The 20350-nt window shown below is 73.2% G+C and carries 11 protein-coding genes; 7 read left to right on the top strand and 4 right to left on the bottom strand.

Features of this window, described 5'->3' with window-relative positions; translation table 11 throughout:
* Positions 1 to 42 precede the first annotated feature (42 nt).
* Both VGP36_02085 and VGP36_02080 read left to right on the top strand, forming a co-directional pair.
* On the top strand, positions 43 to 2874 hold the full coding sequence (locus VGP36_02085; protein HEV7653511.1) for a BTAD domain-containing putative transcriptional regulator: 2832 nt from the start codon (positions 43 to 45) through the stop codon (positions 2872 to 2874).
* A gap of 106 nt (positions 2875 to 2980) precedes the next feature.
* The gene (locus tag VGP36_02080) at positions 2981 to 4711 is read left to right on the top strand and encodes a hypothetical protein (GenBank protein ID HEV7653510.1); all 1731 of its coding nucleotides are present in this window, start codon (positions 2981 to 2983) and stop codon (positions 4709 to 4711) included.
* Positions 4712 to 4906: 195 nt separating this feature from the next.
* On the opposite strand, the gene VGP36_02075 is transcribed toward VGP36_02080, so the two are convergent.
* Positions 4907 to 8089 carry a cytochrome P450 gene (locus VGP36_02075; GenBank protein ID HEV7653509.1) on the bottom strand — a complete coding sequence of 1061 codons (3183 nt, stop codon included), beginning with the start codon at positions 8087 to 8089 and terminating at the stop codon, positions 4907 to 4909.
* A gap of 1152 nt (positions 8090 to 9241) precedes the next feature.
* On the opposite strand from VGP36_02075, the gene VGP36_02070 reads away from it, so the two are divergent.
* From VGP36_02070 to VGP36_02060, 3 genes are all read left to right on the top strand, one after another.
* Positions 9242 to 9961, top strand: coding sequence for an MBL fold metallo-hydrolase (locus tag VGP36_02070; GenBank protein HEV7653508.1), 720 nt, complete (start codon positions 9242 to 9244; stop codon positions 9959 to 9961).
* A gap of 279 nt (positions 9962 to 10240) precedes the next feature.
* Positions 10241 to 11035, top strand: coding sequence for a hypothetical protein (locus VGP36_02065; protein HEV7653507.1), 795 nt, complete (start codon positions 10241 to 10243; stop codon positions 11033 to 11035).
* Positions 11036 to 11225: 190 nt separating this feature from the next.
* Positions 11226 to 11693: a DUF1269 domain-containing protein gene (locus VGP36_02060; protein HEV7653506.1), complete on the top strand. Its 468-nt coding sequence runs from the start codon at positions 11226 to 11228 to the stop codon at positions 11691 to 11693.
* On the opposite strand, the gene VGP36_02055 is transcribed toward VGP36_02060, so the two are convergent.
* The 3 genes from VGP36_02055 to VGP36_02045 form a co-directional block, all read right to left on the bottom strand.
* Complete coding sequence (locus tag VGP36_02055; GenBank protein ID HEV7653505.1) at positions 11638 to 14571, bottom strand: BTAD domain-containing putative transcriptional regulator; 2934 nt, start codon at positions 14569 to 14571, stop codon at positions 11638 to 11640. The genes VGP36_02060 and VGP36_02055 overlap by 56 nt on opposite strands.
* Before the next feature lie 238 nt (positions 14572 to 14809).
* Entirely contained in the window at positions 14810 to 15979 is a 1170-nt protein-coding gene (locus VGP36_02050) for a cytochrome P450 (protein HEV7653504.1), read from the bottom strand.
* Between the two features lie 202 nt (positions 15980 to 16181).
* On the bottom strand, positions 16182 to 16748 hold the full coding sequence (locus VGP36_02045) for a hypothetical protein (GenBank protein HEV7653503.1): 567 nt from the start codon (positions 16746 to 16748) through the stop codon (positions 16182 to 16184).
* Positions 16749 to 16872: 124 nt separating this feature from the next.
* Between VGP36_02045 and VGP36_02040 the strand changes: the two genes are divergently transcribed.
* Complete coding sequence (locus VGP36_02040) at positions 16873 to 19560, top strand: AAA family ATPase (GenBank protein HEV7653502.1); 2688 nt, start codon at positions 16873 to 16875, stop codon at positions 19558 to 19560.
* A gap of 57 nt (positions 19561 to 19617) precedes the next feature.
* On the top strand, positions 19618 to 20350 hold a 733-nt coding region (locus VGP36_02035), incomplete at its 3' end, for a dipeptidyl aminopeptidase (protein ID HEV7653501.1).

Raw genomic sequence — 20350 nt, 5'->3', positions numbered from 1 at the left:
CGTCGTCCGGGCGCCGTCGCATGCCGCACCTAGGGTGCGGCCGTGATCGTGCACGATCTCGGCACCATGGTGGTCGAGCTCGACGGCCGGGAGATCCCACCAGGCGGGAAGAAGCCGGCGGCGATCCTGGCCCTGCTGCTCATCAACGCCAATCGCCGCGTCTCGGTCGACGCGCTGATGGAGGCCATGTGGGGTGACCGTGGCGGCCCCGGCAACCCGTCGACGCTGGATTCGCACATCTGGCGGGTACGCCGGCTGCTGGAACCCGGGCGCGGTCCCCACGAGGCGCCGCGGATCCTGATCAACGACGTCGCCGGTTACCGGCTGCTGGTCAGCCCCGACCAGATCGACTCCGCGCGGTTCGAGCGGATGGTCGACGACGCTCGGGGCCGGCTCGCCGGCCGGCGGCCGAGCCTGGCGCTCGAACTGCTGGAGGCGGCGGCGGCGCTGTGGCGGGGGCGCCCGTACACGCCGCTGTCGGATCAAGACTGGGCCGCCGCGGCCGTCGCCCGCCTCGACGAGACCCGGACGCAGGCGCTGGAGCTGCAGCTGGATGCGCTGCTTGACCTGGGCCGGGCCGAGCAGGCCGTCGTCGCGTCCGAGCCGCTGGTCCGGGAGATGCCATACCGGGAGCGTCTGTGGGCCGCCCGGATGCTGGCGCTGCACCGGTGCGGGCGGACCGAGCAGGCGCTGCAGGCCTACCGGCACGCTCGGGCCGTCTTGCGCGACGAGGTCGGCCTCGAGCCCGGCGCCGAGTTGCAGACCCTGCAGCGGCGCATTCTCGAGCAGGACCCGGACCTGCTCGCGACGGTGCCGTCGGACGACGCGCCGGCCCGCCCCGTCGAGGTGCATCTGCCCGGGCGGCCCTCCACCCTGATCGGCCGCGACGCCGACCTCGGCGGGGTCGGCGCGCACCTGGGTACCGGCCCGCTCGTGACCGTGACCGGCCCCGCCGGCGCCGGCAAGACCCGCTTGGCCATCGACGCGGCCCGGGCCGCCGCGCCGCGGTTCCCCGACGGGGTCTGGTACGTCGATCTCACCACCATCGAGGACCCGGCGCTCGTCGTCGACCTGGTCGTCGCGCAGATCGGCTTCGGCGCCACGACCGCGCTGCCGCTCGACGCGCTCGCCGCGTACCTGCAGCAGCGGCGGCTGCTGCTCGTCCTCGACAACTGCGAGCACCTGCTGCCGGGCATCGCGACCATGGTCGAGACCCTGCTCGGCAGCGACGCGACCGAGTCGGTGATCCTCGCCACCAGCCGCGAGGCGCTCGGCGTCGACGGCGAGACGATCTGGTCGCTGGCGCCGCTGCCGGTGACCGCCGCGGGCGGCACGATGCCGCCGGCGGTCGAGCTGTTCCTTGCTCGGCTGACCGCCGCTGACCCCGCCTTCCGGCTCGACGACGGGTCGCGACGCCAGGTCGAGCAGATCTGTGCGGACCTGGACGGCGTGCCGCTCGCACTCGAGCTGGCCGCGGCCCGGATCAGGGCGTACTCCCTGGACGAGATCGCCGACCAGGTGCGGCAGGACCCCGGCGCGCTGGGCGCGGTCGGCGGCGCCCGGGCGGAGCACCACCAGACGCTCCACGCGGCGATCCAGTGGAGCTACCAGCTGCTCAGTCCGGCTGAGCAGCGGCTGCACGAGGAGCTGTCGGTGCTGCCCGGCCCGTTCACCCGCCGGCTCGCCTCGGCCGTGGCCACGCCGGCGGCCGGTCCCGGCGGCGTCGACCTCCTGCCCCTGCTGGTCAACCGGTCGCTGCTCACCGCGATCCGACCCACCCGAGCCGGCGGCCCGTCGACGTTCCGGCAGCTGGCGACGGTCCGCGCACACGCCGCCCGGCTGCTGACCTCCTCCGGCCGGGCGAACGAGCTGCTCGACCGGCGTGACAGCTGGGTGCTCGCGGAGATCGCGTCCCGCCCCCGGCTGGGCAGCGTGGAGTCCGCGCGCTGGTACCGCACGCTCGACGACGACTACCCGGCCGTCCGTGCCGCGCTGCAGCGGACGCTGGGCGAGCGCCGCGACCCGGCCGGAGCTCCGGCGGCCGCGGCGCTGCTCATGTACTGGTTCTACCGCGAGCAGCTGCTGGAGGGCAGCCGGTGGCTGCAGCTCGGCGCCGAGCTGATCCCGCACCTGTCACCCGCCGGTGCCGTGGCCGTCCATCTGGCGAATGCCGCCGCCCTGACGTTCCGGTCCCGGCCGGACCTCGCCCGGCCCCACCTCGACACCGTGGCCCAGCGGCTGCCCGAGCTGGCCCTCGCCGACCTGCCGCGGGCAGGTGACCTCCTCACCGTCGTCGCCGCGTCCGCCATGCTGGACGAGGACTACGCGCTCGCGGTCCAGCTCGTCGACCGCGCGGGCGAGATCGCCGACCGCACCGCCGACGCCGACCTCGCGGTGCTGTCCCGCGCCGCTGGCGCCCTCGTCCAACCCGTGCCCGACGCCGGCTTCATCGACCGCGCCGAGGCCATCCACGCAGAGGCAATGGAACGCGGCCACCTGACGGCCGCGTGGATGTCGTCGAACGCCCTCGCCCTCGCCGCGCTCCGCACCGGCCGACCCGAGCATGGCCTGCGGTGGTCCGCCCGCAGCATCGAGCTCTTCATGGAGTTCGGCGCCCACCAGGGCGGTCCCTGGCTCGAGGTGCGCGCCGACCTGCTCGCGATGGCCGGCAAGGCCGAGTCCGCCGTCCGGGTCTACTCCGCCGCCCGGTCTGCCAGCCGCCGCGCCGGCACCACCTGGCCCCGCCTCACCCTCTCCCGCAGTCTCCTCGCCCAGGTGCGGGCCGACCTCGGCCGCGACCGGTACGAGGCCGCCTGGCGCGACGGGGAGCAACTCACCCTCACCGACATCGTCACAGCCGGCGACACCGCCTGACGTATCGCCGGCCTTCAAAAGAAGTCCAAGTCCAATTTGGACCGTCTGTGAAGCCCGGGCCTGCAGCTTGTCCGCATACATCAAGTCCTCCTGAAAGGGGAGAACAATGAAGCGGATCAAGCAGTCCATCCCGGGTGATAAGGATGTCCGGCGGCGGCCGTGGCGGCGGATCGCCACCGTCTCGGTGCTCACGCCTCTGGTGGCCTTCGGGGCGCTGGCCGTGTCGGCGACCGGGGCCGAGGCCGCGGTTCCGGCCGGCGGCGGCGAGGTCGTCAGCTGGGGCAACGGCAACGCGTACAGCCAGGGCCCCGGTGGCGTCACCGACGTCCCGGCCGCGGCGTCGCCGGCGATCGCGGTCGCCGGCGGGCTGGCGCACAGCCTTTCGGTCACCTCCGGCGGCAAGGTCGTCGCCTGGGGCAAGGACTACTACGGCGAGACCCAGGTGCCGGCCGCGGCCCAGTCCGGGGTCTCGGCCGTCGCGGCCGGCTTCTACTTCAGCGTCGCGCTGAAGTCCGACGGCTCGGTGCTCGCCTGGGGTCTCGACGACCACGGGCAGACCGACGTGCCCGCGGCCGCGCAGTCCGGGGTCACCGCGATCTCGGTCAGCGACGGTCAGGCGCTGGCCCTGAAGTCGGACGGCTCGGTCGTCGAGTGGGGCTGGGACCTCAGCAGCAACGCCACGCTGACGCCACCGCCGGCCACTGTGTCCTCCGGCGTGGTGTCGATCGCCGCCGGCCGGAACTGGGCGATGGCCGCCAAGTCCGACGGCTCGGTCGTGGCCTGGGGGAAGTCCTGCTGCTCCTCCGGTGTCCTCACGCTGCCGGCGTCCGTGTCGTCCGGGGTGACCAAGGTCGCCGCCGGTCTGGGCTTCGGCTTGGCCCTGAAGTCCGACGGGTCCGTCGTCGGCTGGGGTACGAGCGGCAAGGGCGAGACCACCCTGCCTCCGGCCACGCAGTCCGGCGTCACCGCGATCGCCGCCGGTGAGCACTACGGGATGGCACTGAAGTCGACCGGCTCGGTCGTCACCTGGGGTGACACCAGCTCCGACGGCGCCGCGCCGACCCCGGCCACGCTGGGCTCCTCGGTGGTCGCCATTGCGGGTGGCTACTACAACGGAATGGCGATCCGGACCACCCTCCCGTCGATCTCCGGCACTCCGACGCCGGCCGTGCTGGGCAAGCCGTACGACTTCGGGCTGACCCTGGGTGGCTACCCGGCGCCGTCGGTGGAGTTGAGGTCCGGAAGCCTGCCGGCCGGGCTCAGCCTGACCGGCAACGGCCACATCACCGGCACCCCGACGAAGGCCGGGCAGTCGACGTTCGTGGTCAGGACCAGCACGCCGGCCGGCGAGGCCCTCGCGAACGTCACCGTCACCGTCCAGCCGGCGCACAGCACGAGCTTCCAGTTCATCGACCCGCCGGCCTCGGTGGCGACCGCAGCGTTCGAGAGCGACGACTACGTGCGCAGCTTCGCCGAGCGGTACAACCAGGTGCTGACCAGTGACCTCACCGTCGGCGGCACCACCGTCCCGACCGGGACCAGGGTCAACGTGTACTACGTGCACGCTGACCACGTCGGCGACCAGAACCTGGCCACCAAGTTCGCCGGCTCGGAGTGGTTCGGCACCAAGGTCCTCGCCACCGCCACCAGCACGGCGGATCTGCAGGCCACCACCGCCCTGTTCGGGGCACCGGGCACGGCCTACTCGTCCAGGGCCGACCAGGGCCTGGAGTTCGACGACACCGCCACCCGGTGGATCGACCAGAACGGCATCGACTTCTCCCTCAACAGCTGGAGCGCCAGCGATGCCGTCCGCATCATCGCCCTCGCCCCCTGAGGGCCGGCCCATGGTGAGCCGGCCGTAGCCCCTCACGTCCCTCCCGCCGCCGACGACCACCGGCGGCGGGAGGGACGCGTACTGATGTGGGGCCGCGCGGCTCCGCCCCGGCGACTCCCGCTACCGCACCCAGTCCACCGGCGCACTCGCACCATCGAGGGGCATCGTCGACCGGCCTCAGTCTGGAGGCATCGTTTACTCGAAGACGTCGGGGACGTACCGGGTGCGCTCCTTCTGCATCGCAGCCAGCCAGGCCTCGGCCTCCTCGCTGCTCACTCCAGCGCCCTCGGCGTAGATCCGGGCGCAGGTCTCGTGGACGGCCGGAGCCATGTGCGCGCCGTCGCCGCAGACGTAGAACATCGCGCCCTGCTTGCCGAGCTCGGTCACCCGGGCGCGGTCGGCCCAGAGCCGGTCCTGAACGTACTTGATCCCGTCGACGGGCTCGGCCGAGAACGCCGGGTGGAGCTCGACGATGTCGTCCTCGGCCCAGGCTTCGAGCTCGTCGCGGTAGAGGTAGTCGACGTCGGGAGCGTCGCAGCCGAAGAACAGCAGCGCGGGAGCCGGCGTGACGCCCTGCTCCTTCGCCTGCAGCGCCCGATCCTGCAGGAAGCCACGGAACGGCGCGAGCCCGGAGCCGGCACAGGCCATGATCATCGGCGTCCCGAGCGACTCCGGTGGGTGGAAGGCGACCGCCGAGGGCCGAACGGCGGCGGCGACGGTGGTGCCGGGCCGGAGCCGGGCGAGGTAGGTCGAGGCCACCCCCTCGTACGTGCCGTGGCCCGAGCGCGCGGGGGCGTTGAGCACGGCGACGGTGAGACAGGCGTGCTCGGGGCTCCACCGCGGCGAGGAGGAGATCGAGTACCGCCGCGGCGCCAGCGGCGGAGGCATCTGCAGGAAGGATGCAAACGGGAGCGTGCAGGCCGGGTGCTGCTCGAGCAGATCGAGCACGGTGACCCGCTTGTCGAGGACCTCGCGGGCATACGTGTCAGGATCCGCGGCCAGTCCTGCGAGTGCCTTCTTGTCCGGCGGGCAGGCGGTCGCGTCGGCGAGCAGGCCGATCTGCCGCCGCGTCGCGGGCTGGGACAGCTCCACGTACGCGGACAGCAGCTCGCCGGCGGTGACCGGGGTCCCGGTGGGCAGGGACGTCGCGCCGCCCGCGGCGATCGTCAGCACCACGGCGGAGTCGTACGCCAGGCCGAACCGCGTCAACGCCCGGTCGACGACGTCCGCCGGGTTGAGCGGCAGCAGGGCGAGGTAGTCGCCGGCGCCGTAGGTCATGCCGGGCTGGAGCGCGATCTCGAGGTGCCGCTTCGACCGGGCGCCGGGGGCGGCCATGTTCACGAGCTCACGGTTGGCGACCACCGTCGCGCGCTCGAGGTGGTTGAGCCGGACGAGCGGGTCACGCACGATCCCGACGAACTGCACGGCCAGTGCCGGCGCGGCGGCCGGTTCCTTCGAGTCCTGGCCGAACTCGGTCTCCACCGGACCCCAGAAGCCCGCGTACCAGTCGTCGAAGTCGCCGAAGAAGTCGCCGCGCGCATTGGCCTCGCCCCGCTCGACGACCTGACGCCCGCCCGCCGCGGCGAGGCCGGCGTCGACCTCCTTCGGCACCGCCTGGTAGGTCCTGGCCCAGTCCTTGTTGCCGCAGCCGAAGACCGCGAAGCGGACGCCGTCGAGCGCGCCGGCGTGGAGCGTGCCGAGCCAGTTCACGAACGACTTCGCGTCGTCGGGCGGCAGGCCCTCGTACGAGGAGGTCACCACGACGACCATCCCCTGCGTCGGCAGCTTGCCGGCGGCGCTGTCCAAGGTGCCTATCGTGGCCGTGTAGCCGCGCAGCTTCGAATCGTTGGTGATCCGCTCGGCGAACGCCTGGGAGGTGCCGGCGTTCGACCCGTAGAGGACGGTGATCGGGATGCCGTTCGGCTTCGCCTGGGTCGCCACGTCGGGCTCGGCGGCCTGCCGGGCCTGGGCGCGGGGAGCATCCTGGATCACCGTGTCCCGGCGCCTGGCGGTCATGACAAAGCCGTCCGGCTTGATCGTCAGTGCCTGCCGGATCTTCAGCTCGTAGTTCGGGTCGGCCGCGGTCAGGTCGAAGCGCTGCAGCAGGATCGCCAGGAACAGGGTCGCCTCCTGCAGCGCGAATCCCCGGCCGATGCACGAGCGCTGCCCGTTGCCGAACGGCCGCCAGGAGTTCGGCGGCAGCTTCTCGGCGCGTTCGAAGGAGAATCGATCGGGGTCGAAAGTCTCCGCGTCCCCCCAGACCGCCGGGTCACGGTGCAGCTGCGGAGTGAGCACGGTGAAGACCCGGTCGCGCGGCGCGGCGTACTTTCCGCCCAGCGTCGTGTCCTTCAGCGCCCGAAGTGAGAACGCCGGCGCCGGCGGCCACAGCCGCAGCGACTCCTTGAGGATCTGGTCGAGGTAGGTGAGCGTGACGAGGTCCTCGAACCGCGGGGTCCGGTTGCCGAGGACCTTGTCGACCTGGGCCCGGGCCTTCGCCAGGATGTCCGGGTTCTTCAGCAGGTGGTAGAGCGTGAAGGTGATCAGGCCGCTGGTCGTCTCGTGGCCGGCGATGAGGAAGGTGACGAGCTGGTAGCGGGCGTTCTCGTCGGACAGCTTCTCCCCGGTCTCCGGGTCGGCGGCGGTGACGATGCGATTGAGGATGTCGTGCTGGCCGTCGGCCAGCGGGTTGCTCCGGCGGTCGGCGACGAACCCGTCGGCGACCTGGAACATGTAGCGGATGTCCTCGTCATACTGGTGCCGTTCGCGCAGCATCAGCCGGGTCTGCACCGGCACGCGCTGGGCGCGGACCATCGCCTCCGCGAGCGAGCGCAGCATGGCGCCGACGAACGGGTTGAGCTCGTCGGAGTACATGCTGTTGAACCGGTGGCTGAACGCGCAGAGCGCGATCGTGTCGAGGGTCAGGCGGGTGGCGTCACTCCCCACGTCGATGCGGTGATCGGCGCCCTCCCGCTCCCACTTCATCAGCAGCTGGTCAGCGATGTCGACCATCCGGTCGAACATCTCGCGCAACGCCGCCGGACCAAACGCGGGCATCAGGATGCGGTGGGCCTTGCCCCAGTCGGGATCGTCCGTGTCGGCGGTGAACAGCCCGTCACCGGCGAAGTTGCGGACGTTCAGCAGCGGTCCGGAGACGGCTTTGTCGAAGCGGGTCTCGTCGCAGAGCTCGTTGACCAGCTCCCCGGAGCTGACAATGACCATCTCACGGCCACCCGGCAGGGCGAGCCGATAGATCGGCCCATACTTCTCGGCAAGCGCCATCAACCCCAGCGCTCCGCCGCCACCGTTCCGGAGGTCGGACAGGTTGCCCAACAGCGGTGACGCCTTGGGCTGCGGGATCGGGACGAGCTGCTCGGGCATAGCTGCCTCCTCTGTCGCGCCGGGACGGCTGCACCTCGATCCGGCGTGCTCCACGGGTGCCGGTCCGCCGTCTCCTGGCCATCGCGCGCACCCAAGAGGCGATCTGGGGTCATCCCCACATCCCGCGTCCACTCTAGCGGTGACCACGCGGCAGGAGAGATGAACGTGAGTGGACTCCGCAGACTGGAGCCGTACGCCCGCGGCGACGGCGGAGGGGCCTGCGGCCGTGACGAATACCTGTGCGTCGGGCGGATCGGCCGGGAGTCCGGGGCCGAGGGCGCTGTTGAGTCGGCAGGAGGACCGCGGCGAGGCGGTTGCGGTCGACGACGTCGCCGTCGCGGCATCGCCGGCCGCCGACTCGCGGCCACAGGCAGGTCAGGTTCGCAGCCTGGTGCTGTGCCGGCCGCTGTCGGGCGCGTTCTGGGAGTTCTGTTCGCGTCACCTTTCCTGCTGCCGCGGGCCGATGGAGCCTCGGCGTCGGAGCCCGGCGCGGGCGATCCCCGTTGGCCCCCGGTCGGTCTCGGCGCCGACCTCCTCCAGCGGCTGGCAGGGGTGGTCCCCCCGGGCCCGCCACACCTACGCCTCGCGACCGCCTTCACCGGGCTCGCGCTGCGGCGACCAGGCGACCGGGTGTGGACTCGACATCCGCCGTATCCGGATTACCCGAGCGGCTACGAGCCGACGAGTCGAGCGGGAACACCAGTCTGCAATGTCGACCTCCACGTCAAGGGATATCGACCGGCCCTTCATGGCCGCAACCGTCATCCGGACATCGGCATGATCAGATCCGAGATGGAGTGGCGGGCCAAAGCGGATTGATGGGCAGGACACGCGCGAACACTCCACTCGCATACCGAGCGAGCAAGGACGCGTTGAATGGCTCGGAGAGCAGCTACCAAGGGAGAGTGGTCGCTATCCGGCGACTGATCGTGCTGGTGACCGTAGCGGCCATGAGCACCCTTGGGCTGGTGACTCTCGGCGGCGCGGCGGCGCAGGCCACCACCCCTGACAGAAATGGGCCTCTTCACGATCGAGGGTGTAGTCGGGGTCTGAATCCGCCGATTTCCAGCAGGGACCGGGCCGGTCGGGGCCTACCATCTCCTGCCCAGCGTGATTGTGCCGGGTGGTGGAGATGACTGACAGAGTGAATCGATGCTGAATCAGGTGGCCGAGGGCGTCTGGGTCAGGCAGAGCGCGTGGGTCTGGAGCAATGCCATCGTGGTGCGCGGGGAGGGTGGACTGGTCCTGGTCGATCCCGGCATCGATGGTTCCGAGCTGAACCAGCTCGCCGATGACCTGGACCGGCTCGTGGACCGGCTCGGCATTCCGGTGGTCGCCGGGTTCTCCACCCATCCCCACTGGGACCACCTGCTGTGGCATTCCCGGTTCGGTGACGTGCCGCGCTACGCCACCTCCGCCGGCGCCCACGCTGCCGGTGAGGCCCGAGAGCGGGCGCAGAGAATGGCGGCGGAGAGCGCATCGGGCATACCGCTCGAGCTGATAGGGCTCCTCACCCCGCTGCCCGCGGACGGCGGCGGCGTGCCGGGCGAGATCGTCGAGCATGAGGCGCACGCCGTCGGCCACGCCGCGGTCCTGCTCGCCGACCGTGGCGTCCTGCTCGCCGGCGACATGCTCTCCGACGTCCTGATCCCGCTGCTCGACCCTCGCCGCCCCGATCAGGTGGGCGCCTACGAGAGGGCACTCGAGCGGCTGGGTGAGGCCGCCAGGCACGTCGATGTCGTGGTCCCCGGCCATGGCGCCGTTGCCGAGGGTCCCGAGGTGGCGGCCCGCTTCGCCGCCGACCGTGCCTACCTCGACGCGCTGCGGCGAGGTGAGGAGCCGGTCGACGCGCGTTGGGGACGGCGCGGCTAGGCGCTGAGCAGCTTGTCCTGCTCGCAGAGGCGGCAGGTGCGGGATGAGGAACGCACGCTTCGAGGCCCATCGGTGGGGTCGTGGGCTGCGCCGGGGGAGCCGTACGCCGGCCGTCGGGTTGCGGGTCAGCCGGCCGTCCCGGACCGCGAGGCCGAGGACGGGCTCATCCAACAACCGTCCAACGGGGGATTGGCGCGGCGCTTCAGTGAGCTGAGCGCGGGTCCCGGCACTGTTCGGTCCGGGCTCAGAGCGGGCCCGGACCGAACGAAAGGACAGACAATGACCACCCTGCGCACGATGACCGCCAAGACCCTGGTCGCCGCGACCGCCGTCGTCACCGCCGCCCTCGGGCTGGGTGTCGCGGCCGCTGCCCCCGCCAGCGCCAGCGCCACCACCCTCCCGGGCCCGGCCTACGTCCCTGGCGGCGACGTGCTCCCCCAGATCGACGGGACGACCGGCAACCCGGCCCTCATCGGGTCCGACTCCTTCTTGACCGGCCAGGTGATCAGCGACCCGAACGACTCCAGCGCCTGGGGCACCCCGGCCCAGACCTCCCTCTGGTTCGGCTCGAACACCCAGCGGCTGTACTTCCACCGCGTCGACACCAGGCGGCTCACCTACGACGCCCTGGACTCGGCCGGCATCTCCCACACCGTCTCGATGAACGCCGGTGCGTACAAGATCATGCACTACACCGCCGACGGACACGCGCTCTGCCTCGACGCCGACGGCAGCCACGGCGCGCCCGGCGCCGGAGCGGCCGTCAACTGGTACGGCTGCGACCCGAACGCCGCGAACCAGCCCAACCAGCTGTGGACGATGGGGACCGTCGCCGGGCGCCCCGACGACACCTCGCTCACCCTGCCGGCGCTGGTCAACCTGGGTCCGCTGCCGAACCCGCAGGTCATGGACATCCGCACCGCGCCGATCCTGACGATGTCGGGCGCCGCCGGCTCCCCGCTCGTGCTCGAGGCGCAGAACGAGGAGTCCGCCACGGGTTCGTCGTGGCTGGTGAAGAACGCCGACCCGGTCCCCGCCGGCGTCTCGCCCGGCTGTACCGAGTTCCTCTGCTGACGACCGGCCGGCCGCTGACCCGAACCGGAATCACCCCGGCGGGCGGTTCCCTCCCGACCTCCCGACCGCCCGGCTGACCCCGGACGTCGCGCGCCCAGGCCGCCGAGGCGTCGGGACCGCGTTGGAGCGCCGTTGGACGGTGCCGGGAGACCGTCAGATCCCAACGGGAGTTCATGACAAAGGAGCGGCGGTGTCCACAGTGACCATCTGGACGTTCGAGTCCACCGACGGGGCCGAGCGGGCCCTGCGTGCGCTGGAAGGTCTCATCGGCCGGCGGGTGATCGGTGTGGCGGACGCCGCGGTCGTGGCCTGGGGCGACCGGGACCGCCGGCCGCGTACGTACCAGGCCCGCAGCGTCGCCGGGTCCGCGCCGCTGGCCGGCGCCTTCTGGGGATTGCTGTTCGGGGTCGCGTTCCTGCTGCCGCTGGCCGGTGGCGTCGAGCCGGCCGGGCTGAGCCGGATCGGGTTGACCGACGAGTTCCTGCACCGGCTGCGCGAACGGATCCGGCCGGGCACCTCGGCGCTGTTCCTGATCGAGCCGACGTCCGATCCGGACGGGGTACGGGAGGTCCTCGGCGTCGCCGACGTCATCGAGGCCGATCTCAGTGCGGAGACCGCGGCGGCGCTGCGGCTCGCGTTCGCGGAGCGTCCCGCGTGACACCGACCTGGCCGGGCCCGGCCAGGTCGGCCAGCAGCAGCCGGCCACCCTCGACCCAGGCGGCGTCGGCCTCCGCGCGGTCCAGCGCGGCCAGCGCCGCCTGGCTGAGGTCGGCCGACCGCTCCACGATGGGCCAGCGCATTCCCGCCCGGCGGCAGTGCGCCCGTGCGGCCGCGTACAACCGCACCGCCTCGCGGTTCCGGCCGGCCATGGTGAGCAGGTCCGCCCTGACCTCCAGGGGATAGGCACCCTCGGTGACCCCGAGTGAGAGGTGCTGCGCGAGCGCGCGGTCGGACCAGGCCAGGCCGCCCTGGACGTCTCCGGTCAGCATGGCCATGGCGGCGGCGGAGCTCGACGTGACCCAGACCGCGTACCGGTTGTCGAGGGCGACGGCCCGGTTGTAGAGGTCCGCAGCGCCCGCCGCGGACTCCGCCGGGTCCACCGCGCCCATCCGGCTGATGAGCGCGGAGACCTCGGTGAGGAGCTGCAGCCCCTGGTCGCCGGTCCGGGCCGCCGCCGCCCCGATCCGAGCGGCCACCTCGGCGATCTGCGCCCTCTCGTCGGCGGCCCAGAGCGGAAGGGTCAGGACGGCGAGAGCCTCGGCGATCACGATGTCGGCGTCGTCCCGGACGGAGGCGATCGCGGCCTCGATGTAGGGCAGACCCAGGTCGTACCGGTCTTCCATCGACAGGTATCCGCCGAGGGCGAGGCGGGCCAGCGTCAGGTCCTGCCGGCCGGCGTCCGGGATGTCGGTCGCGAGCGCCCGGTCCAGCCAGCGCCGACCCTCGATCCGGGCGCCGCGGTAGTACCAGTACAGGCCGAGGCGGGCGACGACCGCGAGGCCGGCCGGGGCGGCGGTCGCCGGCGCGTCGACGAGCGCGTGCTGCAGCGTCGCCCGGATGGCCGGGAGGTTGTCGTCGAGTGCGGTGAACCACTCGGCCTCGTCCGGGTGCCCCAGCCGGGGCTTCGCCCCGACCAGGTCGACGACCCAGTGGTCCCGGCGCCGGTGCAGCTCGTCGACCTCCTCGGCGGCTGCGTGCTCGGCGTGGCTGCGGACGATCGCCAGCTGCCGGAACCGGGACGGCCCGCCCGGGCGCAGCGGGCCGTCCCGTACCAGCATTGAGCGATGTACGAGCCCGGCGACGTCGTTCCGGACGGCGTTGAACGGCCGTCCGCCCAACGCGGCGGCCAAGGGCACCGTGAACGGGCCGGGCACGACCGACACGCTCCGGTGCAGCGCGGCCTCGTCCGGCGGGAGGATGGCGTAGCTCTGCTCGACCGCGACGCCGACCGTCCGGTGGGCGGGAGCGCCGCGGCCGATTCGGGACAGGGCGCTCGGATCGGAGGCAACCTGATTGACGATCTCCTCCAGGGAAAACGCCCGCGCCCGCGCGGCCGCCAGCTCCAACGCCAGCGGTACGCCGTCGAGCATCGTGCACACGTCCACGGCGAGCCGCAGCCGTCGCTCGTCCAGCTGCGCGCTCGGATCGGCGGCAGCCAGCCGGTCCAGGAACAGCTCGACCGCCGGAGCCGTGGCGGCATCCGGATCGTCCGCGGAGGGGACGGGCAGAGGGTCGAGCCCCAGCACCGTCTCCTCGGGCAGCCCCAGCGGCTCCCGGCTCGTTGCCAGCACGGCGAGCTCGGTGTCGCCGTCCAGCAGCGCGTCGACCAGGTCGCCCGCGGCGACGAGCAGGTGCTCGCAGTTGTCCAGAACGATCAGCATCCGCCGGTGCTCGGTGAACGACCGCAGCGCCCCGGTCGCCAGTCCGGTGATCGGTGCGGTCACGCCCAGCCCGGACATGACGACGTCGAGCAGCTGATCGGCGTCCTGTGCCGGGGTCAGGTCGGCGAACCAGACGCCGTCCGGGTACGAGTCGGCGGACCTGCGGGCGACCTCGACGGCGAGGCGGGTCTTCCCGCAGCCGGCCGCACCGACGAGGCTGACCAGCGTGCGCTCGGCCAGCAGCGCGGTCAGCCGAGCCAGCTCAGGCTGCCGGCCGATCAGCGTCGGTAGCCGGCCGGGCAGGTGGACCTCGACCCTGCGGCTCGGCTCCGGCGTCGGCCGCGGCCCGGCCAGGCTCGGGTCGTCGGCAAGGATCCGGCCCTGCAGGTCACGAAGCTCCCCGCCGGGCTCGACGCCGAGCTCGTCCAGGAACAGCAGGCGGGCGTCCTGGTACGTGCGCAGGGCATCGTCGATCCGGCCGGCCCGGTAGCAGGCGAGCATCCGCTGCGCCCAGAGCCGCTCCCGCAGCGGATGCTCGTGCAGCGCAGTCCCCAACTCGACCAGCGCCCGCTCCGACTCGCCGACCCCGAGCAGCGCGTCGACCTGCCGTTGCTGCACCTGCGCGTGGATCTCCTCCAGCCGGGCGACCGCCGCCTCCGCCCACGGCTCGTCCGCCACCGCGGCGAACGGCCGGCCCCGCCACATGCTCAGCGCCTCCTTCGCCCGCCGCAGCGCCCGACCAGGCTGCTCGGTGCCGAGCAGATCGACCGTCTCGTCGGCCAGCTGCTGGAACTGCAAGGAGTCGACCTGATCCGGGTCGACCAGCAACCGGTACCCACCGGCGGCGTCGTGCAGCAAGACCCGGGACGGCGCACCGCGCTCCCTGTCCGGCTCGAGCACCTTGCGCAGCCGGAAGACGTGCGAGTCGAGCGTGGAGGCCGATCGCGAGGCGGCGTCGGCGCCCCAGATCGCCTCGACCAACGCTTCCGACGCCACCCGGCGGTCGGCGTGGATGAGCAGCACCGACAACGCAGTGGTCAACCGGCCCCCGGCCAGCGCCACCGCCTCGCCGTCCCGCTCGACCAGCAACGGCCCGAGATCGTGGTACTGCAGCCGGGCCCCGCGCCGATCATCGACCGCAGCCAAGGCCTCCACGCGTCAATCCCCGCTCTCCCCCGCTCCCGCACCATAGCGAACCATGGCACAGGGCTGCGCCAGGCTGGTCGAGACGCTGCGGGCGCCCGGGGCATGCCTCGTTCGGAGCGACCCGGGGCACTCGTCGCGGAGCCGGAGGACGCTGCCTCCTCGAGCAATGCGGACCGCCGCAACCGGCGACGCACTCAGGTGGCGGACGTTCAGGCGCACCCGGTTGCTGCCTCGTCGACCGGGCCAGCTACCTCGGTCCTGACACCACCGCTTCGGCCGGTCTCGACCAGCAGGCGTTGCGGTCCGCGGAAGCTGATGTTCGGGTGGAACGGGATCTGTTGGTCGGGCATGGACAGGCCGGGGAACCGCGCGACCAGCCGCTGCACCGCGATCGTGGCCTCGAGCCGGCCCAGACCCGCGCCGAGGCACAGGTGGATGCTGCGGCCGCCGAACGCCGGTGTGCCTTAGCGTCGGCGCGCTCGAGGTCGAACACGTCCGGGTCGGCCCAGAAGTGCCCGTCCCGGCCGGCCGCAGCCAGCCAGAGGAACAGCTTCGCGCCCGCCGGGAGGTCCACCCCGGCCAGGGTCGTGGCCCGGGTGGTGACCCGGCGCCAGACCGGCACCGACGGGTCGTACCGCAGTGTCTCCTCGACGGCTCCCGGGGCGAGCGCGGGATCGGCGACGACCCGGGCCCAGCGGCACGGATCCTCCAGCAGCCGCCGGACGGTGTTGCCGATGAGGTTGTTCGTGGTCTCGTGGCCGGCGAAAGACAGCGAGAACAGGATCGAGGCGATCTGGTCGAGGGTCAGCCTCGCCGGATCCTCGTAGTGGATGACGAGCAGGTCCGAGGTGAAGTCGTCGCCGGGCTCGGCGTCCTTGGCGTCGACGAGGTCCCGCAGGTAGCGCCGATAGGCGACCATGTTCGTGGCGATGTCGATCTGCTCCTCGGGCGCGGGACGGCCCCAGGCCAGCGCCGCACGCGAACCGCACCAGGCCCGCAGCCGCGGGTAGTCCGCGCGCGGCACGCCCATGAGCGAGAAGATCGTTTCCGCGGGCAGCGGGAAGCACAACGCCTCGACGAGGTCGAACGTCGCCTCGCCCGCGACCGCGTCGAGCAGGACGTCCACGCGCGCCCGGATCTCCGGCGTCATCGCCTGCACTCGAGCCGCCGTGAACGCCCGGGTCGCCGGCCGCCGCAGCCGGGTGTGCTCCGGCTGGTCGAGGCTGACCATCGACGGCTGCGGCCGGTGCCCGCCGTCGAGCAGGATCCGGGCCGCCTCGTGCTCGAGGGCGACCAGCGGCAGCTGAGCCACCGCGGCCGAGTAGGTCTCGACGTCCCGGAACACCGCCGCGATGTCGGCGTGCCGGGTCATCACGTAGTAGTCCAGCGACGGTGCATGGAACACGGGCTGCTCCATGTCTGCGGTCTCAGCACAGCCTGGGTCTGCGTCGCGCCTGCCGGTCGAGCTCCAACCGCACGGAGGCCGGCGTGGCGGCGATCAGCCGCGTGCCCAGCTCGCCCGCGAAGGGGACCAAGCGGTGAAGTTGCTCGGTGTCGAGACCGTCCGGCCCGCCGCCGGGCCGGCGGGAACGGACATCCGCGGGCGCCGGCGTCCGACGTCAGTGGGGTCGCGGGTGCTGGGCCGACTGGACCTCGTAGCGGGTGTAGCGCAGCGCGAGCGCGACGGCGGCGGCGAGGACGCCCCAGGTCAGCAGCCGTCCCCCGGCGCGGCCGTCGGGCAGGGCCGCGGCGGCGAGGTGGGCGGCGGAGGCGGCCAGTACGGCGCATCCCCAGGCTGTGCTGATCCGCGTGTTGAGACGGCGGAAGGCCGGCTCGTGCCAGACCCGCTCGGGCGCGGCCTGCCGGGCGAACTGGGCCGTGAACGGCGCCGGCAGAGCCGTCACGAGGATGTACGCGGCCAGCGCGAGACCGGCGAGGCCGCGGCCGTAGTCGGTGAGGAACCGGTCGGTGCCGGAGTCGCCCAGCACGGCGACGATCCCGATGACAGCCAGGATCACGGCGGTCACGACCGGGACGATCCGCACCCCGTGCTTCCGGTCGCCGAGCACCACGGCCACCGCGACCAGCAGGCCGGCGGCGGCGCCGGGACCGGGGCCGACCAGCGGCGTGACCAGCGCGAAGACCAGCAGCGGGGTGAAGCCCCAGACGAGGTTTTTGACGTTCATTAGTCGGCTCCCGTGGACAGAGGTCGAGGCGCTGAGACAGGGTGGTGACAGTGGTCGAGTCTGGGTCCGCAGGGGCGCCGGCCGCCTGTTCACAATGACCAGTCCTGCGCATCGGGGGTGCGGCATGGCGGCCGGGTCGAGGTGGTGGCGCGCCGAGCAGCTCCGGGTCCTGGACGAGGCGATCGCCGTGGCCGGCTCGGGATCGCCCACCGTCCTCGCCGTCGAGGGTGACGCGGGACAGGGCAAGACCGCGCTGCTGGAGGAGTTGACCGCCCACTGCCGCGATGCCGGCTTCCAGCTGGTCGCCGGCGAGGCGCACGAGTCCGGAGGACGGTCGCCCGGCGACCTGCTGCGCCGGCTCGGCGTCACCGGAGCCGCCACCGCCGCGGCGGTCGACCCGTTCGAAATGGCGCAGGACCTGCGCGAGCTGATCGACCGGGCCGGGTCCGCGGGTCCGGTCGTGGTCGCGGTCGACGACCTGCAGTGGGCCGACCCCGAGTCGGTGGCGGCACTGGCCTGGCTGGTCCGGCGGACCGCCGGCGACCGCCTGCTCGTCGTCGCCGCCGCCCGGCCGATCCGGCCCCCGGCGCACCCGCAGTGGCGCCGCCTGCTGGCGGGGTGGGGCCGGGTCGTCCGGTTGCGGCTGACCGGCCTGTCGGCCGAGGACGCCGCAGCGCTCATGCGCGGCGTGGACCCGGACGTGGACCTCGCGCTGGCCGGGCGGCTGTGGGAGCACGCCGCCGGCAACCCTCTCTACCTGACCGCCCTGCTGCAGGAGCATGATGCGGCCGAGCTGCGCCGGATGTCCGAGCTACCGGCACCGGCCGACCTCGTGCAGACCGTGGCGCACCGGCTGGCCCGGGTGGGCCCGGACAGCGTCGCGCTGGTGCGGGCGGTCGCCGTCCTCGGCGCCGTGCCCGGGGTCTCCTGGGCCGAGCTGCCGGTCGCGGCCGAGTTGGCCGAGGTCGCCGACCCACGCGACGCGCTCGGCCTGCTCGTGGACGCCGGCTGGCTGGAGCGCCGCTGGTCCGGGGCGGAGACCTCGGTGCGGTTCCGGCATGCGGTGGTCCGGGCCGCCATCCACGACGACATCCCGCCCGACCGGCGTCGGGCCCTGCACCTGCGGGCGGCTGTGACGGTGGCACCTGCGGTGCTGGCGCTGGAACACCGGTTCGCGGCGACCGAGCGGTACGACGACGGGCTGGCCGGCGATATGGCGGCGTACGCGGGGCGGCTGCACGCCGAGGGCGACAACCGCACCGCCGCGGCGATGCTGCGCCGCGCCGGCCGGCTGACCGCCGATCCCGGGCTGCGCGAGTCCCGCTGGCTGGACAGCCTGTTCGAGCAGCTGCTCGCCCGCGACCTGGACGACGTCACGCCCGAGCTGGCCGAGGTCGCCTGGGCCCGGGACGAGGTGCGACGCGCGCTCGTGCAGGGCCTGCGGCTGGTGCTGGTGAAGCGCTGGGTCGAGGCGCGGCACGTGCTGGAGGCGGTGGGTGAGCCGCCCCTGGCCGCGTCGGACCCGCGGTCCCGGTATCGCCTCGAGGTCCTGCTGGCCTGGGTACGCATCGCCGTCGGCGTGCCGGGTGCGCAGGTGCTGGAGCGGCTGGCCCGCATCGATGGCGAGCAGGAGGCGGACGCCGCCCTCGCCGGCTACCTGACCATGGCCCGCCGGCAGGCGCAGGTGCAGCTGCTCGGCCCGGGCGAGGGCGAGGCCATGGTGCGCGCGTTGCCGGAGTTCCCGGCCCACCAGCGCCTGAATCCGGCCGAGAATTACCAGCTGGCCTGGGCCGGGTCGATCTGCGCCGCGATCGGCTGGACGGACCGTGCGGTCCGCGACCTGCGCCGGTTCCAGGACAACCTGCGCGAGGGGCTGGCCGACGCGAGCGACCACGGCTTCGCTGCCCTGCTCGGGTACGCCCAGTGGATGGGCGGGGACTGGGCCGAGGCCGGGGTCACGCTGCGGGTCTGCGCCGAGTCGCGGTTCGGGCCCGCCCATCCGCTCGTGGCCGCGACCCTGCCGCTGAGCTTCCTGGCCTTCGGCGACGTGCCGTCCGCACGGTCCGCCTGGGCCGACGCGCGGGCCCGGCTGCTGGCCGCGCCCTGGCCGGTCGCGGTCCAGATCGTCGGCGTCACCGGCGTCCTGCTGGCCGAGCTGGCCGACGACGGCGAGCAGCGGCGCTCGTTCGTCGCCGACCTGGAGCGCGACTTCGGCGCGGAGCTGATCGGGCTGGGCCCCGGGCTGTCGCCGCTATGGACCCTGCACCTCGGCCTGGCGATGGTCTGGGCCGGGCGCTGGGCCGAGGCCACCGCGCTCGCGCAGCGGCTGGACGACAGCGCGGCGGTCGCCGGCTGGACCGGGGGCGGCGCGGCCTGGCTGCGCGGGTTGGTCGCCGAGGGCGAGCGTCGCCACGACGCCGCCCGCGCGGAACTGCAGACGGCGACCGCGATGCTACGGCCGCTGCCGCTGCACCGGGCCCACAGCTACGCCGACCTGGCCCGGGTCGAGTCGGGAACCGCCGCCTCCGCGGCGCGGGCGGCGGCCGTCCAGGGGTACGAGCGGCTGGGGGCCCGCGTCTTCCTCGACCGCCTGGACGCCGCGGGCTCCGGTGTCGAGGACGTGCTGGCGTTGCTGTCGGACCGGGAGCGGGCGGTCGCGGTGTTGCTGACCAGGGGTCTCAGCTACGCGCAGATGGCCCGGGAGCTCTACGTGACCCGCAGCACCGTCGCCTACCACCTCGGCAACATCTACGCGAAGACCAACACCTCCTCCCGGCACGAGCTGGTCGACGCGGTGCGCGGCGGCACCTAGCCAGGACTGTCCGTTGCGGACAGGTCTGGCGGCGGTCCCCGCAGCCATCGTGTGGTCATGGAAACCACGTCACGCTCCCGGTTCTTCACCAGTGAGGACTTCGAGGCCGCCGCTCGCTCGGCGATCGGCCGCGCCGGTTTCGGCGGTCCCGACATCGGCCTGGTCCTCGCGACGCTGGACCGGATCGCTGACGGCGACGCGGCCGGCTGGTACGCGGCCTGGCTCGAGACGGCCGACCAGCTGCGCGCCCAGGCGATCAGCGCCCGGGCCGGCGAGCTGACGCAAACCGCCGCCTGGTACTACCTGGCCGCCTCGGACGCCTACTCCCGGGTGATCTTCTTCGTCGACGGCATGCCGGACGACTCCGTGCTGGTGCCGACCTTCCGGCGGAGCCGGGAGTGCTGGGACGCCGTCCTGGAGCTGTCCGCGGGCCGGCACCTACCCGTCGCCGTTCCCTACGAGGGCGGCACGCTGCCCGGCTACCTGTTCCGCCCGGACGACTCCGGGACGCCCCGTCCCACGCTGGTGATCACCAACGGCAGCGACGGCTCGCTGGCCGCGCTGTGGGCGGTGATCCAGCCGGCGCTGGAGCGCGGCTGGAACGCCTTCGCCTTCGACGGCCCGGGCCAGCAGGCCATGCTCTTCGAGCGCGACGTCCCGTTCCGGCCCGACTGGGAGGCCGCGCTCACCCCGGTCGTCGACACCCTGGTCGAGCGGTCCGATGTGGACGCTGCCGGGCTGCTGGCGTACGGGGTCAGCCAGGGCGGCTACTGGCTGCCCCGCGCGCTCG

The sequence above is a fragment of the Mycobacteriales bacterium genome (assembly GCA_035995165.1).
GTDB lineage: Bacteria > Actinomycetota > Actinomycetes > Mycobacteriales > CADCTP01 > CADCTP01.
Note: the sequence above shows the minus strand (reverse complement) of the source record. Positions and strands in the feature narration are given on the sequence as shown.

Bases quoted from the DNA above. Each gene is read 5' to 3' on its own strand.
- VGP36_02080 (HEV7653510.1), top strand. From the start codon at position 2,981: ATGAAGCGGATCAAGCAGTCCATCCCGGGTGATAAGGATGTCCGGCGG.
- VGP36_02075 (HEV7653509.1), bottom strand. From the start codon at position 8,089: ATGCCCGAGCAGCTCGTCCCGATCCCGCAGCCCAAGGCGTCACCGCTG.
- VGP36_02040 (HEV7653502.1), top strand. From the start codon at position 16,873: ATGGCGGCCGGGTCGAGGTGGTGGCGCGCCGAGCAGCTCCGGGTCCTG.
- VGP36_02045 (HEV7653503.1), bottom strand. From the start codon at position 16,748: ATGAACGTCAAAAACCTCGTCTGGGGCTTCACCCCGCTGCTGGTCTTC.
- VGP36_02050 (HEV7653504.1), bottom strand. From the start codon at position 15,979: ATGGAGCAGCCCGTGTTCCATGCACCGTCGCTGGACTACTACGTGATG.
- VGP36_02065 (HEV7653507.1), top strand. From the start codon at position 10,241: ATGACCACCCTGCGCACGATGACCGCCAAGACCCTGGTCGCCGCGACC.
- VGP36_02070 (HEV7653508.1), top strand. From the start codon at position 9,242: ATGCTGAATCAGGTGGCCGAGGGCGTCTGGGTCAGGCAGAGCGCGTGG.